Below are 14,714 nucleotides of genomic sequence, written 5' to 3' on the forward strand. Positions count from 1 at the left end.
CCACCCGTCCGCAGGGTCACTGTTACGTATCGACCAGTGAGTTCTACGCGCGTAGGCGTTAGAGTGCCGAAATGACGAGCCAGACCATCACGGGCGGTCACACGGACCGCGACACGCCCAGCGCCGAACAGATCCGCCGCGCCCCCAAGGTGCTCCTCCACGACCACCTCGACGGCGGCCTGCGCCCCGGCACGGTCGTCGACCTCGCCCGCGAGTGCGGCTATGAAAGCCTGCCCGAGACCGACGCCGACAAGCTCGGCATCTGGTTCCGCGAGGCGGCCGACTCCGGCTCCCTGGAGCGTTACCTGGAGACCTTCGCCCACACCTGCGCGGTGATGCAGACGAGGGACGCCCTCAAGCGCGTGGCCGCCGAGTGCGCCGAGGACCTCGCCGAGGACGGCGTCGTCTACGCCGAGATCCGCTACGCCCCCGAGCAGCACCTGGAGGCCGGCCTCACCCTCGAAGAGGTCGTCGAGGCGGTCAACGACGGCTTCCGCGAGGGCGAGCGCCGCGCGAAGGCGAACGGTCACCGCATCCGCGTCGGAGCCCTGCTCACCGCCATGCGGCACGCCGCCCGCGCCCTGGAGATCGCCGAACTCGCCAACCGCTACCGCGATCACGGCGTCGTCGGCTTCGACATCGCGGGCGCCGAGGCAGGCTTCCCTCCCACCCGACACCTCGACGCCTTCGAGTTCCTCAAGCGCGAGAACAACCACTTCACGATCCACGCCGGCGAGGCCTTCGGCCTGCCGTCGATCTGGCAGGCCCTCCAGTGGTGCGGCGCCGACCGCCTCGGCCACGGTGTGCGGATCATCGACGACATCGAGATCGCCGAGGACGGCAGTGTCACGCTGGGCCGCCTCGCGTCGTACGTACGCGACAAGCGCATCCCCCTGGAGATGTGCCCGACGTCCAACCTCCAGACGGGCGCCGCCACCTCCTACGCCGACCACCCCATCGGGCTGCTGCGCAAGCTGCACTTCCGCGCCACGGTGAACACCGACAACCGTCTGATGTCGGGCACCAGCATGAGCCGCGAATTCGAGCACCTGGTCGGTACCTTCGGCTACACGCTCGACGACATGCAGTGGTTCACGGTCAATGCGATGAAATCAGCGTTCATTCCATTCGATGAACGCCTCGCCATGATCAATGACGTGATCAAGCCCGGCTACGCCGAGCTGAAGTCCGAATGGCTGTTCCGCCAGACCGTCTCGACCAGCGCTTCCGTCGGCGACTGACGGGCGATAGGGCGTCTTCGCGCGTCGCTTCGGCGGCCGGGTGCTCGTCACCCGGCCGCTTTTCGCTGTCCGCTGCCCGTGATTTGTGATGTGCGCGGTCGTTGAACCGCGCAGATCCCCGTCATCGAATTCACAAGGACGCATTGAAGATGAAGCAGTCTGCTGCCAAGACCCTCGGTGTCGCCGCCCTCGGTGCCGCCTTCGCCGCCGCCGGTGCCGGCGCCGCGAACGCCGCCCCCGGCGTCCCGGACGCGGCCGCGGCCCTCGGCCAGGTCGCCTCGGTCCTCCCCCTGGAGCAGGCCGCCAAGACGCTGCCCGCGGGCAGCCCCGAGGCCGTGGCCGCCGGAAAGGGCGTCCTCACCAGTGGTCTGCAGGCCGCGGGGAACGCCGACAGGGCCGCCGCGGCCCAGCAGGCCAATGGCAAGGGCGGCAAGGGGGGCGGCAAGCCCGCCTCCCCGGTCCAGGGACTGCTCGGCGGTGTGCCCCTCGGGGGCAGCGGTCTCAACGGTCTGCCGCTCGGCTGACCCTTCTCGCGTACGTGCCGATGGGGCGCCCCTCCACCAGGAGGGGCGCCCCATCGCGTCGTCACCAGGTCCGGCGGACGTCGTCACCAGGTCCGGCGGGCCTTGTCCTCGGAGGGCAGGAACACCCACAGGGCTATGTAGAGCAGGAACTGCGGACCGGGGAGCAGGCAGGAGGCCACGAAGATCACGCGCATCGTGGTCGCGGAGGTGCCGAAGCGCTGGGCCAGGGAGGCACACACTCCGCCGATCATCCGGCCGTGGGTGGGGCGGGCAAGGGCGGTCATGGCGGGCTCCTCAACGAACCGTAGGGAAGAGGCCTCTCTGTGTGCCTCGATGTCTCCACGTTACGGTCATCAAGTACCCCAAAGCGTCGCTCTAAGGTGCGATTCCGACCCTGGGAATCGTCGGGGTCGACCCCTGAGGGGCCTCATCCCGCAGACGGGCCGTGACACGCCGCGGATCGTCCCGGCGGCGGAGCCTCGCCCTCGCCGCGGGCACCACGGCGACATGCGCGAGAGCCACCCCGAGGGTGTTCAGGAGCAGCGAGTCGATGTCGACGACCTGCCCGGGCACCCCCGTCTGGAGCAGTTCGATGCCGAGCGAGAGCAGCGCCCCCGCGGCGACCGTGCGCACCAGGGAACCCCACGGCGAGACGAGGAGCCGGCCGCCGGCCAGGGGCAGCAGCACGCCGAGCGGAGCGAGCAGCAGCAGGGCCTCGCCGATCCGGCGGGCCGCCTGGAGGCCGCCGAGTGCCAGATCCGCCTTGATCCCGGCGAGTGGCCGCAGATTCGCGGCGCTCACCCAGGGGACGTCCAGCGGACGCAGCGTGATCCACCCGACGAGCAGAAGGTGCGCGACGAGGAGGAATCCTCCCGCCGCACGGAAGCGGATGGCGGCAACGCGGCCGCCCGAGCCTTGACGCACGCCCCACAAGACGCCAGAGGCGGCAGGATCGGTTCCGCGTACCGGCGGCGGTTACTTCCCGGGCTTGACGGTCTTGGTGGGCGGCGCCACCGTGCCGGGCCGGGAGCGGACCTCCTGGGTGCACGCGTAGCGCCGCAGGGGGGCGTCCGCGGGGCCGCCCATGAGCACCGTGCGGTCCGTCGCGCTGTCGGCCAGCGTGCAGACGATCTGGGCGAGCGCGAACGCGGACAGCTCCTCCGGCGGCGTACTGAGGCGCAGCGCGCCCCTCGGGTCGCCCTCGCCGGGACCGGAGACCGTGGTGCCGCCGCGTACGTCCGTGGCGAAGCCCGCGTCCTTCTCGGATTCCGACGGAGGCGTGGCCAGCTCGTCGAGGAGGGCCTGCGCGATCGCCACACGGTCGGTGGCCGCCTCGGCCGCCTTGCCCTCGGCCACCCGCACCGTCCGGTCGACGGTCACCAGCTGGGCCGCGCACACCAGGAACACCTGCGCCGAAGCCCCGCTGCCCGACTGCGTGGCGATGCTGGAGCCCGACATCACACACGGCACCCGTGACGGCGCGGGCCCGAAGTCCGTGGGCACCTCCGTCGACCTGATCCCGCACCCGGCGAGCGCGACCGCCAGCAGCGTGGTGACCACCGCGGCACGCATCCGTCGCCCGTTCACGCCTGGCCTCCCTCGGTACAGCCGACGGCGTCCTCACTGTCACGGCCCCCGTCACCCTCGCCGTCGCTCTCGCACGGCAGCCACAGCGTGAAGACGGCACCGCCCTCCGGGCAGTTGGCCGCGCTGATCCCGCCGCCGTGGATGTGCGCGTTCTCCAACGCGATGGAGAGCCCGAGCCCGCTGCCCTCGGACCGCGGCCGGGACGCGCTCGCCTTGTAGAAACGGTCGAAGACGTGCGGCAGGACGTCCTCAGGGATGCCCGGCCCGTGATCGCGTACGGCGATGACGAGCCTGGCGTCCGCCAGACGTACGGAGACCTTCACCGGGGAGCCGCCGTGCTTGAGGGCGTTGCCGATGAGGTTGGCCAGGATGACGTCGAGGCGGCGCGGGTCCAGGCGGGCGGTGATGCCGCGCTCGGCGTCCAGCTCGACCGCGTCCAGCCAGGCGCGCGCGTCGATGCACGCGGTGATCTGGTCGGCGATGTCCACGTCGTCCAGGACGAGGCGCGCGGTGCCCGCGTCGAAGCGGGTGACCTCCATGAGGTTCTCCACGAGGTCGTTCAGGCGCCGCGTCTCGCTCACCACGAGCCGCACGGCCGGCTCGATCATCGGGTCGACGGAACCGGTCTCCGCGTCGAGCTCCTCCTCCAGGACCTCGGTCACCGCGGTGATCGCGGTCAGCGGCGTACGCAGCTCGTGCGACATGTCGGCGACGAAGCGCCGGGACGCCTCGTCGCGGGCGCTCATGTCGGCGACCTTCTTCTCCAGGTTCTCGGCGGTTCTGTTGAACGTCCTTGAGAGATCGGCGAGTTCGTCGGTGCCGGAGACGCGCAGCCGCGTGTCGAGCTTGCCTTCGCCGAGCCTGCGCGCGGCGATGCCGAGGCGGTGCACGGGCTTGAGCACGGTCGTGGCCGCGGCCTGCGCGAGCAGCGCGGAGCCGATCAGCGCCAGAGCCGTGGCGATCGCCAGCGACCAGCCGAGCGAGCTGAGGTCCTTGGCCTCGGGCTCCAGCGACTTGAGCATGTAACCGGTGGGGCCGCCGCCGATCACCGTGGCACCGCCGACCAGGTACGGCGTGCCGTCGTCCACGGTCCGCTGCCAGTACAGGTGATGGGCGGCGTCGTTGCCGGAGGTGAGCGGCTGCTTCTTGCCCACCGTCTTCTGGAGCGAGTCCGGCACCTCGGCGAGCGTGAACGCGTCCAGGTCGGAGTAGCCGACGATCCGGCCGCCGTCCTTCTTCTCGGCGACCAGGAGCACGCTGTAGCGCTGACTGCTGTTCGCCATCTGCCCGGCCGCCGCCTGGAGTTCGTCCTGCGAGGGGTTGGGGCGCAGCGCGCCCACCCGGGTCTGCATCTGCTGGCGGAAGTCCTCAAGCGCCGCGTCCTGGGCGCGCGTCAGCACGGCCTCGCGGTTGAGCCAGTACGCGATGCCGGAAGCGGAGACGGCGGCGGTGAGCGCCACCAGGCCGAAGACCACCACGAGCCGCAGCCGCAGGCTCGTGAAACGCAGCCCGGCAAGGACCGCCTTGCGTGCCGCGGGCAGGCCGCGGAGCTTGTCCTGCGCCGTGGTCACTGAGGGGTGTCCAGCCGGTATCCGACCCCGCGCACCGTGCGGATCAGCGTCGGCGACGACGGGACGTCCTCGACCTTGGCGCGCAGCCGCTGCACGCAGGCGTCGACGAGCCGCGAGTCACCGAGGTAGTCGTGCTCCCACACCAGACGCAGCAACTGCTGCCGCGACAGGGCCTGGCCGGGCCTGCGGCTCAGCTCCAGGAGCAGCCGCAGCTCGGTCGGCGTGAGCTGGAGGTCCTCGCCGTTCTTCGTCACGGTCATCGCGGCTCGGTCGATGACGAGCGAACCGAACGTCGCCGCGTCATTGGCCTCCCGCTCCCCGCGCCGCAGCACGGCGCGGATCCGGGCGTCAAGGACCCGCCCCTGCACGGGCTTGACCACGTAGTCGTCGGCGCCGGACTCCAGGCCCACCACCACGTCGATGTCGTCGCTGCGCGCGGTGAGCAGGATGATCGGCAGCTGGTCGGTGCGCCGGATGCGACGGCACACCTCGAACCCGTCGATGCCCGGCAGCATCACATCCAGCACGATCAGGTCCGGCCGCTGCTCACCGAGCAGTTTCAGGCCGTCCTCGCCGGTGGCAGCAGTGGCCACCCGGTGCCCCTGGCGCGTCAGCGAAAGCTCCAGGGCCGTCCGGATGGCGTCGTCGTCCTCGATCAGCAACAGGGAAGGCACGGACGTCATTCTGTCCCATGCTCGGCCCCAGTTCGACTGCTGAGGCGCTCCCACACCCGACCCTCACGCGTGGAAGGGGTGCCGAAGCCCTGTGACAGGCCTGTGACAGTCGGCAGACACCGTCATGAAGTGGGTCCGGCAGAGTTCTGGTCACAAGCAACGAAGCACGGAAGCACGACGGAACAAGCCGGACTCCACCGACGGGGGGCGCAAGATGCACACGCTGCACAGCACCAGCTCAAGCGCAGTTGTCACGCGTCTCCACGACGTCGGGCGGGGCTCTGAGAAGTCCGGTGCCGTGAGCGGGCGGGGGTGCGCTCGCGGCGCCGGGCGTCAGCACACCGTGTACATGACGGTGGTTGACGCGCCGCACGGGGGAAGCGCGTACAGGGAGGGCTCGGGGGAGCGGAAGACCTCGTCGGAGGCGGTGAACGCCGAAGCGGCGTTCACCGCCTACGTCCAGGAACGCCGCGCCTCTCTGTACGCAACGGCCTACCACCTGACCGGCGACCGCTTCGAGGCGGAGGACCTGCTGCAGAGCGCCCTCTTCTCGACGTACCGCGCCTGGGACAGGATCAGCGACAAGGCCGCGGTCGGGGGCTACCTCCGCCGCACCATGACCAATCTGCACATCAGCGCGTGGCGCCGCCGCAAGCTGAACGAGTACCCGACCGAGGAACTGCCGGAGACGGTGGGCGACACGGACGCGATGCGCGGCACGGAGCTGCGCGCGGTCCTGTGGCAGGCCCTGGCCCGGCTGCCCGAGCTCCAGCGCACGATGCTGGTCCTTCGCTACTACGAGGGCCGCACCGACCCGGAGATCGCGGACATCCTCGACATCAGCGTGGGCACGGTCAAGTCCAGCATCTGGCGGTCGCTCCGCCGGCTGCGCGAGGACGAGGTCCTCAGCTTCGGCCGTGACCAGGAGGAGTCCTTCGGCGAGTTGGTGGCCTGAGGATCGGGGGAACGGGGGCCGTCGCTTCGGGGGAGGCGGCGGGAGCAGGGGGAAGCACGGGGGAGTACGGGGAAACAAGTAGCGGGACCGGAAGGCCGGGGGGCCTTTCCGGTCCTTCTGCTTTTACTGGGGGGTCAACGGTCGGGTGGGTGGGAGCGGATCCGCCGCCAAGCGGCCCTCCGGGACGCAGCGCCCGGCCGCGGCGGAGACGACCCGCCCCAGCGCCTCCTCGGCCCCGCAGGGATACGCCCCCTTCCCCACCTGCCGCGCGACGATCGCCCGCTCGGCCCGCATGAGCCGCCAGCCCCTGCGCAGAAGAAAAGGCACGGACTTGCGCCCCTCCCGGAGGTCCCGGAGCAGCCGCCGCCGGAACGTCGTGGAAGGCCGGCCCCGAAGACAGATCGCGTCGGCGAGCACGCCGATCTCCCGGCAGCGCTCCACGATGTCCGCGGCGAAGATCCCCTCCGCGATGAACACGGGCGTGCGCTGGATGTCGAGTGCCTCGTGCCCGACGCGCGCGCTGGACGCGATGTCGTACACCGGGACGCGCGTACGCCCGGTGCGGCACAGCTCCGCGATGGCGGCGACCGCCACGTCGGCGTCCCATGACGCGGGGGAGTCCCAGTCGATGTCCGAACTGCCCGGGACCTGCGGCAGCGTCGGGTCGTCGCCTTCCTTGTAGAAGTCGTCCAGACACAGCACGGGCAGCCCGGAGCGGGCGGCGAAGGACGACTTGCCCGAGCCTGAGGGGCCGCAGAGCAGCACGACGCGGGTCGGTATCGGGGGATGGGATCCCAAGGCAATGAACCTTTTCACCAGTGGTTTCGCCGGCGAATCGGACGTCGGCGCAGCTCAGGAGTCCCGATGGACCGCTTCTCCGGCACGGCTCGTCAGCGTGGTCGGGAGCCATTATCACGGGTCGGGCGGGCCGCCGACCCGTGCCGTGCCGTGCCGGGGCCGGGTCAGAGGCGGGGGCTCCGGTCATCGCTGGCGAAGAAGAACCCGAAGGCCGCGCTGGCGAGGGCCACGACCGGGGTGAAGACCAGACTCACTTCCCGGTAGGCCTCGGTGCTGAAGTGCGTCCAGTGACCGGCCAGAAGCGCGAGGGTGGGCGCACCGGCGATCAGTCCCACGAGCCACAGCAGGCCCATGGCCAGGGTGTGCCGCGTCTCGTCGATCTTCCTCGGTTCGCGGAGTCCCACGACCTCGCGGTTCTCGGGGGACTCGTTCTCGCTCAACTGGCGGGGGCCGAAGGCGGGGTCGCCGTCGCCGCCGGGTGTCTCGTCCTCGACGAAGCCCTGCCCGCTCTCCTCCGGCTCACCTGCCGCGTCGGGCGGGGAAGCTGTCTCGGCGGCCGTGACCGGGCGCGGGGCGCTCACGAGGAAGAAGGTCTCGTCGGAGGGCTCCTCGTCCTCCTCAAGTACGGCGGCGATCGGGATGCCGGTCACTCGTGATCACCTCGCCGGCACATGCAGAAGCGCGCGGGCTTCGGTGGCCCGAAGCCGCACGTCTCCGCGGGCGCCGGGGCCGGGTGGGTGTCGCTCTCGCAGAACTCGGACCGCTGCTGCCGCACGACCCGGGTGGCGCGGTTGTGCCCCATGAAGCGGTCGCTACCGCTCAACTCTCCGTCCCTCTCGGGGAGTTCGGGAACCGCGTCGCCGGCCGGTTCGTTGTGCCATTCCTGGAACGGCGTCAGGGTGCCCCGTTGGTGCAGTACCTCGTACTCGGAGTTCCGTTCATTCGGCATTCGGGGGTGGCCCCTCCGGTGATCGCCGCTCGCCGCGGCAGGACTGGCAACAGAGCTCGAGACACCCAAGCGGTGCTTGGGTGGAACCATACCACATATGATGTGATCTTCTGCCACATTCTGTGTTGATCCTATGCGTATCAGATACACACGACGAGTGTATCCGAGCATCATGTGGTGCAGAATTACTTGACATTGGGTGCGCGCAGCGGGCACCATGGCACCTATCCGAGCGCCGCCCGGTCTGGTGGAAGAGAGATAGATATGGTGCATTTACGTCCCATCAGCTCTGCCTGACAGGCCTGGCCGGCGCGAGTGCCGGGGCCGCAGTTTCTGTGGGGGGAACCACGCGTGTGCGATGCGGGGGGTTGCATCGTTCGTATGTGCGGCCGAGGCGCTGGCTGATCTGCATGCGGTCGGGGACCGCCGGCGATGTCCGGCGGGACGGGGCCCGCACGCTGACGTGCGCGGCCATTCGTGCGACATCTTCGAATCTCAAGGAGCCTTGGCATGTCCGAACACCGGACCGAAACAGCCGTGCCGTCGGGGGCGATGGCCGAGCCCCAGATCACCCGGCTCAGCGTGAACATCAACGAAGACACCGCCGCGAAGCTTCGCTGGTACAAGGAGCACAAGGGCATCTCGATCACCGAGACGGTGCGGCGTGCGATCGCGCTGCTCGAACTGGTGGAGAAGGAGACCGCCAAGGGGAACGAAGTGCTCCTGAAGTCTCAGGACGGCAAGTCCGTCCGCCAGCTGTGGCTCGTCTGAGGCTCGCCCGATGGCTTTCCGGCGAGGCGGCCGGTGGCTCATGGCGTTCTGGTGTGCTCACGGCACCGCACGTGACAACGGCACCGCACGTGACATCCGCATGACCTTGTCCCGGCCCCCGTGCGCGCTCGCGCCGGGGCCGGGACGCGTCGTACGCGGGTCCGGCCGGGGGAGACCCTCGCCGTCAGTCCGCGTCAGTCCGCCGGGTCCGTCTTCGGGGCCGCCCCGGTGTGGGAGCGCAGGGGTGCCTCGCGGATCAGCCAGGCCGTCGCGAAGCTGACGGCGCACAGGGCGGCCGTGCCGAGCATGACGCCGTGCAGGCCGCCGGTGACCGCGGTGCGGTAGGCGTCCCGGGCCGGCCCGGACAGGCCGTCGAGGACCGTGGGGCTCAGCTCGTGGCCGCCGCCCGTGAGGCGTTCGCCGTCCTTGCCGAGCCGGTCCGTGAGGGCGTCGGTCAGCCGGCTCGTGTAGACCGAGCCGAGCACGGCGACGCCGAGGGTGCCGCCGATGGTGCGCAGCAGCGTGTTGGTGCCGCCGGCGGCACCCATGTCGCGGAGCTCCGCGCTGTTCATGGTGATCAGCAGCGAGGGTTGCAGCAGACAGCCGAGGCCCGTGCCGAGGACGAACGTCAGCGCCGAGGCCGCGTACGTGGCGGTGTCCACGCCGAGCGTGAGCAGGGCCAGGGCGCCCGCCGTGGCGACCGCGCCGCCGATGAGCGGATAGGCGCGGTATCCGCCGCCGTTGCCCACAGCGCGGCCGATGTACAGCTGCGCGCCCATCATGCCGAGCATCAGCGGGAGCAGCAGCAGCCCGCTCCGCGTCGAGGACATGCCGCGTACGAACTGCATGTACTGCGGCAGATAGCTCGCCGCCGCCAGCATCGCGGCGCCCGCGAGGAAGGTGAGGACCTGGGCGAGCGTGAAGTTGCGGTCGCGGAACAGCCGTGGCGGGATGATCGGTTCGGGCGCGCGCCGCTCCACGCGGACGAAGGCTGCGAGCGCGGCCGCCGCGAGCAGCGTAAGGCCCGCGATCTGCGGCGAGATCCAGTCGTACGCCGATCCGCCCCACGTGCCCATCAGCGTGAGGGCCAGGATGCCCGCCGTGAGGAGCCCCGCGCCCGCGTAGTCCACGCGGGCCGTGCCGCGCTCCCCGCGCAGCCGGACGAGGAGGCCGACGATCAGGAGCGCGGCCGCGCCGACGGGGACGTTGACGTAGAAGACCCAGCGCCAGTTCAGCTGGTCGGTGAGGACGCCGCCGAGCAGCGGTCCGCCGATCATGGCGACGGGCAGCATCACGCCGATCAGCGACTGCGAGCGCCCCGCCTGCGCGGGGGGCAGCAGCGTCCCGATCAGGGAGAGCGCGCCCACGAAGAGGCCGCCCGCGCCGATGCCCTGGAGGGCGCGGAAGGCGATCAACTGGCCCATGTCCTGGGCGAGTCCGCAGAGCACGGAGCCGATGAGGAAGACCACGATGGAGGTCATATAGCTGCCCTTGCGGCCGTACAGGTCGCCGAGCTTGCCCCAGATCGGGGTGGCGACGGCGGTGGTGAGCAGATAGGCCGTCACCACCCAGGAGAAGTGGCCGAGGCCTCCGAGGTCACCGACGATCCTGGGCAGGGCGGTGCCGACGATCGTGCCGTCGAGGGTCGCCAGGACGATGCCGAGCAGGAGCCCGAGGAGGGCGAGGCGCGAGGGTGGCTCCACCTCTGGGGCGGCTGGTCGCGCGTCCGTGAGGGGAGGGGTGGTCTCGTTCGTACGCTGATTCATGGCTGTCCCGGGCTTGGGTGGTGTGGACGTCAGGCGGCGTACGGGCGGGCGGACCTGGCCTCGCGCAGGGCCTCGGCCCACCAGGCGAGCTGGTCGAGCATCGACTTGGCGGCGGCGTCGCTCTGCGGGTCCTTCATCGCGTACTCCTCGTCGAACAGGCCCCAGACGTTGTGCAGGCTGACCGTGTTGCGGATGGTCGTGGCGTTCAACTCGGCCATCACCGGGCGGAGTTGCTCGACCGCGCGCAAGCCGCCCGAAACGCCGCCGTAGGAGACGAAGCCGACCGGCTTCGCGTGCCACTGCTCGTTGTGCCAGTCGATGGCGTTCTTCAGGGACGCGGGGAAGCTGTGGTTGTACTCCGGCGTGACGAAGACGAACGCGTCCGCCCGTGCCAGGCGCGGCGAGACCAGCGCGAGCGCCTCTTCGGTGCCGGGCGCCGGCGGGCCGCCGAAGGCCGGCAGGACGGTGGGCAGCGGGGTCTCGGCGAGGTCCACGACGTCGGCCTCCATGTCCGCGCGCCGGTTGAGGTGGCTCCTGATCCACCGGGTGACGACGGGCGCGAAGCGGCCCTCGCGGGTGCTGCCGACGAGGACGGCGACGCGGAGAGCGGCCGGGGCCGAGGTGGTTGCGGTCATGGGAGTGCCCCCTGGGATGTGTACGACGTATTTCTCGCGTACAACGTACACACCAGTGTGTACGGCGTCTACACGGGATACGCTGTACGCATGGCCACACAGAAGAAGGGCGGGCCCGAGGTCTCCCTCTGGGAGCGTCTGGAGCGACCCGCCGCGCCCCGCGCCGCCCTGACGCCGCAGCGCATCGCCGCCGTCGCGGTCCGGGTCGCCGACGCCGAGGGCCTCGCCGCCGTCACCATGCGCCGCCTCGCCACCGAACTCGGCGTCGCCCCCATGGCCGCGTACCGCCACGTCTCGGGGAAGGAGGACCTCCTGGCGCTGATGGTCGACCTCGCATCGGCCGGGCTCGGTCCACCGCCCGAGGTGACCGGCTGGCGCGAGGTGCTGCGGGAGGCGGGGATCGCGACCCGCGAGGTGACGCTGCGCCACCCGTGGATGGCCGAACTGCCCACTCCGCTGCACGCGTTGACCCCCAACCGGCTCGCGGTCGCGGAGCGTCAGCTCGCCGCGCTCGACGGGCACGGCCTGGACGTCGACACGATGATGGCCGCCTTCCGCACCGTCACCGCCTACGTGGGCGGCATGGTCCGCTCCGAGGTGGCGCTGGGCGCGTATCTGCGCGAGCGGGAGTGGGACAGCGCGGAGGAGGCGCGGAAGGGCCTCGCGCCCCAGATGAGCTACCTGATCGGGACGGGCCGTTACCCCACCTATCGGCGGTACATCCACGAGGCGACGCGCAAGGACGACCCGGCCTGGGAGTTCGAGACGGGGCTCGACTGCGTGCTCGACGGGATCGCGGCGCGTCTGGGCCTGTGACCGGACGGGCGCATGACGAAGCCCCGGCCTCCTGGACGGAGGAGGCCGGGGCTTCGCGTCGTGCGGAATCGGTCAGTAGGCCGAGCCCGAGGCGCCCAGGGAGCCCGTGGGGTGCCAGACCGTCTTGGTCTCCAGGAAGGCCGTCAGGCGGCGCGTGCCGGGATCGGCGGTCCAGTCCGCGTCCGCGCCCGCCTCCGTGCCCGCCGCCGCGTCCACAGGCTGTGGACGCAGGACGCGCTTGAGGTTGTCGGCGGCCGCGATCTCCAGGTCACGGGCGAGGTCCGCGTCCGCGCCCGTCAGGTCGATGGCGTTGACGTCCTGGTGCGCGGCGAGCGGGGCCGCGATCTCGGCGGTCTTGCCGGTGAGGATGTTGACCACACCGCCGGGCACGTCGGAGGTCGCCAGGACCTCGCCCAGGGAGAGCGCCGGCAGCGGGGCCGTCTCGGAGGCGACGACGACGGCCGTGTTGCCCGTGGCGATCACCGGGGCGAGCACCGAGACCAGACCGAGGAACGACGACTCCCGCGGCGCGAGCACCGCGACGACGCCCGTCGGCTCCGGGGCGGAGAGGTTGAAGTACGGGCCCGCGACGGGGTTCGCCCCGCCCACGACTTGGCCGATCTTGTCGGTCCAGCCCGCGTACCAGACCCAGCGGTCGATCGCCGCGTCCACCACGGCGGCGGCCTTGGACTTCGACAGGCCCTCGGCGTCGGCGACCTCGCGGACGAACTGGTCTCGGCGGCCCTCCAGCATCTCGGCGATGCGGTAGAGGACCTGACCGCGGTTGTACGCGGTGGCGCCCGACCAGCCGCCGAACGCCTTGCGCGCCGCCACGACGGCGTCACGGGCGTCCTTGCGGGACGCCAGCGGCGCGTTCGCCAGCCACTTGCCCTTTGCGTCGGTCACTTCGTACACCCGGCCGCTCTCGGAACGCGGGAACTTCCCGCCGACGTACAGCTTGTAGGTCTTCAGGACCGTGAGTCGGTCAGACATCGAGGTACGCCTCCAGTCCGTGACGGCCGCCCTCGCGGCCGTAACCCGACTCCTTGTAGCCGCCGAACGGCGAGGTCGGATCGAACTTGTTGAATGTGTTGGCCCAGACGACGCCCGCCCGGAGCTTGTTCGCGACCGCGAGGATGCGCGAGCCCTTCTCCGTCCAGATGCCGGCGGAGAGTCCGTACTGCGTGTTGTTGGCCTTGGCGACGGCCTCGTCCGGCGTGCGGAAGCTCAGCACCGAGAGCACCGGGCCGAAGATCTCGTCGCGGGCGATGGTGTGCGCCTGCGTGACGTTCGTGAAGAGCGTCGGAGCGAACCAGTATCCGGTGGACGGCAGCTCGCACGACGGCGACCAGCGCTCGGCGCCCTCGGCCTCGCCGGTGTCGGCGAGCGCGGTGATGCGGGCGAGCTGCTCGGCGGAGTTGATGGCGCCGATGTCGGTGTTCTTGTCGAGAGGGTCGCCGAGGCGCAGGGTGGACAGGCGCCGCTTCAGCGAGTCCAGCAGCTCCTCCTGGACCGACTCCTGTACGAGGAGACGCGACCCGGCGCAGCAGACCTGGCCCTGGTTGAAGAAGATGCCCGTGACAATGCCCTCGACGGCCTGGTCGATGGGGGCGTCGTCGAAGACGATGTTCGCGCCCTTGCCGCCCAGTTCGAGGGTGACCTTCTTGTCCGTGCCCGCGACCTGGCGGGCGATCGCCTTGCCGACGGCGGTCGAGCCGGTGAAGGCGACCTTGTTCACGTCGGGGTGGGCGGTCAGGGCCGCGCCCGCGTCGCCGTACCCGGGAAGGATGTTGACGACGCCCTTGGGCAGGCCCGCCTGGCGGCAGATGTCCGCGAAGAAGAGCGCGGACAGCGGGGTCGTCTCGGCGGGCTTCAGGACGACCGTGTTGCCGGTCGCGAGCGCCGGGGCGATCTTCCACGCCAGCATCAGGAGCGGGAAGTTCCAGGGGATGACCTGGCCCGCGACGCCGAGCGGCGCGGGGTTCTTCCCGTACCCGGCGTGGTCGAGCTTGTCGGCCCAGCCCGCGTAGTAGAAGAAGTGCGCGGCGACCAGGGGGAGGTCGGCGTCGCGGGTCTCCTTGATGGGCTTGCCGTTGTCCAGCGTCTCCAGGACGGCCAGCTCGCGGCTGCGCTCCTGGATGATCCGGGCGATGCGGAAGAGGTACTTGGCGCGCTCGGCGCCCGGCAGCGCCGACCACTTCTCGAAGGCCTTGCGGGCGGCCTTCACGGCGCGGTCGACGTCCTCGGAACCGGCCTGCGCGACCTCGGAGAGGACCTCTTCGGTGGACGGCGAGACCGTCTTGAAGACCTTGCCGTCGGCGGCGTCCACGAACTCGCCGTCGATGAACAGGCCGTACGACGGGGCGATGTCGACGACGGAGCGGGACTCCGGCGCGGGGGCGTACTCGAAGGGAGTGGAGGTCATGG

17 protein-coding genes are annotated in these 14,714 nt (G+C 70.8%); 5 read left to right on the plus strand and 12 right to left on the minus strand.

The features are described from left to right. The first annotated feature begins 71 nt into the window (after positions 1 to 71). On the plus strand, positions 72 to 1,241 hold the full coding sequence (locus tag ACOBQB_RS33180; RefSeq protein ID WP_423597035.1) for an adenosine deaminase: 1,170 nt from the start codon (positions 72 to 74) through the stop codon (positions 1,239 to 1,241). Positions 1,242 to 1,390: 149 nt separating this feature from the next. Then, on the plus strand, positions 1,391 to 1,765 hold the full coding sequence (locus ACOBQB_RS33185; protein ID WP_423597037.1) for an ATP-binding protein: 375 nt from the start codon (positions 1,391 to 1,393) through the stop codon (positions 1,763 to 1,765). A gap of 83 nt (positions 1,766 to 1,848) precedes the next feature. On the opposite strand, the gene ACOBQB_RS33190 is transcribed toward ACOBQB_RS33185, so the two are convergent. The 5 genes from ACOBQB_RS33190 to afsQ1 form a co-directional block, all read right to left on the minus strand. Continuing rightward, on the minus strand, positions 1,849 to 2,049 hold the full coding sequence (locus tag ACOBQB_RS33190) for a PspC domain-containing protein (RefSeq protein WP_423597039.1): 201 nt from the start codon (positions 2,047 to 2,049) through the stop codon (positions 1,849 to 1,851). Between the two features lie 91 nt (positions 2,050 to 2,140). Further along, entirely contained in the window at positions 2,141 to 2,689 is a 549-nt protein-coding gene (locus tag ACOBQB_RS33195; protein ID WP_423597041.1) for a VanZ family protein, read from the minus strand. Positions 2,690 to 2,740: 51 nt separating this feature from the next. Next, complete coding sequence (locus ACOBQB_RS33200; RefSeq protein WP_423598927.1) at positions 2,741 to 3,337, minus strand: hypothetical protein; 597 nt, start codon at positions 3,335 to 3,337, stop codon at positions 2,741 to 2,743. A gap of 11 nt (positions 3,338 to 3,348) precedes the next feature. Beyond that, entirely contained in the window at positions 3,349 to 4,923 is a 1,575-nt protein-coding gene (locus ACOBQB_RS33205) for an ATP-binding protein (RefSeq protein WP_423597043.1), read from the minus strand. Beyond that, positions 4,920 to 5,597, minus strand: a complete 678-nt coding sequence (afsQ1, locus tag ACOBQB_RS33210) for a two-component system response regulator AfsQ1 (protein WP_030779097.1) — start codon at positions 5,595 to 5,597, stop codon at positions 4,920 to 4,922. The genes ACOBQB_RS33205 and afsQ1 overlap by 4 nt, the downstream gene beginning before the upstream one ends. A 214-nt stretch (positions 5,598 to 5,811) precedes the next feature. Here afsQ1 and ACOBQB_RS33215 point away from each other — a divergent pair, with 214 nt between their 5' ends. Beyond that, positions 5,812 to 6,552: a SigE family RNA polymerase sigma factor gene (locus tag ACOBQB_RS33215; RefSeq protein ID WP_423597046.1), complete on the plus strand. Its 741-nt coding sequence runs from the start codon at positions 5,812 to 5,814 to the stop codon at positions 6,550 to 6,552. Between the two features lie 123 nt (positions 6,553 to 6,675). On the opposite strand, the gene ACOBQB_RS33220 is transcribed toward ACOBQB_RS33215, so the two are convergent. The 3 genes from ACOBQB_RS33220 to ACOBQB_RS33230 all read right to left on the minus strand — a co-directional run bounded on the left by ACOBQB_RS33220 (position 6,676) and on the right by ACOBQB_RS33230 (position 8,299). Then, the gene (locus ACOBQB_RS33220) at positions 6,676 to 7,350 is read right to left on the minus strand and encodes an ATP-binding protein (RefSeq protein ID WP_423597048.1); all 675 of its coding nucleotides are present in this window, start codon (positions 7,348 to 7,350) and stop codon (positions 6,676 to 6,678) included. Between the two features lie 164 nt (positions 7,351 to 7,514). After that, positions 7,515 to 8,000, minus strand: a complete 486-nt coding sequence (locus ACOBQB_RS33225) for a hypothetical protein (RefSeq protein WP_423597050.1) — start codon at positions 7,998 to 8,000, stop codon at positions 7,515 to 7,517. Then, complete coding sequence (locus ACOBQB_RS33230) at positions 7,997 to 8,299, minus strand: hypothetical protein (protein ID WP_423597052.1); 303 nt, start codon at positions 8,297 to 8,299, stop codon at positions 7,997 to 7,999. The genes ACOBQB_RS33225 and ACOBQB_RS33230 overlap by 4 nt, the downstream gene beginning before the upstream one ends. Before the next feature lie 510 nt (positions 8,300 to 8,809). Here ACOBQB_RS33230 and ACOBQB_RS33235 point away from each other — a divergent pair. Then, a complete protein-coding gene (locus ACOBQB_RS33235; protein ID WP_423597054.1) occupies positions 8,810 to 9,070 on the plus strand; it encodes a hypothetical protein in 261 nt (86 codons plus the stop codon). Positions 9,071 to 9,264: 194 nt separating this feature from the next. Here the strand turns inward: ACOBQB_RS33235 and ACOBQB_RS33240 are convergent, their stop codons facing one another. Beyond that, positions 9,265 to 10,836, minus strand: coding sequence for an MDR family MFS transporter (locus tag ACOBQB_RS33240; protein WP_423597056.1), 1,572 nt, complete (start codon positions 10,834 to 10,836; stop codon positions 9,265 to 9,267). 29 nt (positions 10,837 to 10,865) lie between these two features. Further along, positions 10,866 to 11,471 carry an NADPH-dependent FMN reductase gene (locus ACOBQB_RS33245; RefSeq protein ID WP_423597058.1) on the minus strand — a complete coding sequence of 202 codons (606 nt, stop codon included), beginning with the start codon at positions 11,469 to 11,471 and terminating at the stop codon, positions 10,866 to 10,868. 90 nt (positions 11,472 to 11,561) lie between these two features. On the opposite strand from ACOBQB_RS33245, the gene ACOBQB_RS33250 reads away from it, so the two are divergent. Further along, a complete protein-coding gene (locus ACOBQB_RS33250; RefSeq protein ID WP_423597060.1) occupies positions 11,562 to 12,287 on the plus strand; it encodes a TetR/AcrR family transcriptional regulator in 726 nt (241 codons plus the stop codon). A gap of 72 nt (positions 12,288 to 12,359) precedes the next feature. Here the strand turns inward: ACOBQB_RS33250 and ACOBQB_RS33255 are convergent, their stop codons facing one another. Beyond that, a complete protein-coding gene (locus ACOBQB_RS33255; protein WP_423597062.1) occupies positions 12,360 to 13,280 on the minus strand; it encodes an aldehyde dehydrogenase family protein in 921 nt (306 codons plus the stop codon). After that, positions 13,273 to 14,712 (minus strand): aldehyde dehydrogenase family protein, encoded by a 1,440-nt coding sequence (locus ACOBQB_RS33260; protein ID WP_423597064.1) that lies wholly within the window; start codon positions 14,710 to 14,712, stop codon positions 13,273 to 13,275. Before ACOBQB_RS33260 ends, ACOBQB_RS33255 begins: the two co-directional genes overlap by 8 nt. Between the last annotated feature and the right edge of the window lie 2 nt (positions 14,713 to 14,714).

Source organism: Streptomyces sp. G5(2025), assembly GCF_049542075.1.
In the GTDB taxonomy this organism is placed as follows: domain Bacteria; phylum Actinomycetota; class Actinomycetes; order Streptomycetales; family Streptomycetaceae; genus Streptomyces.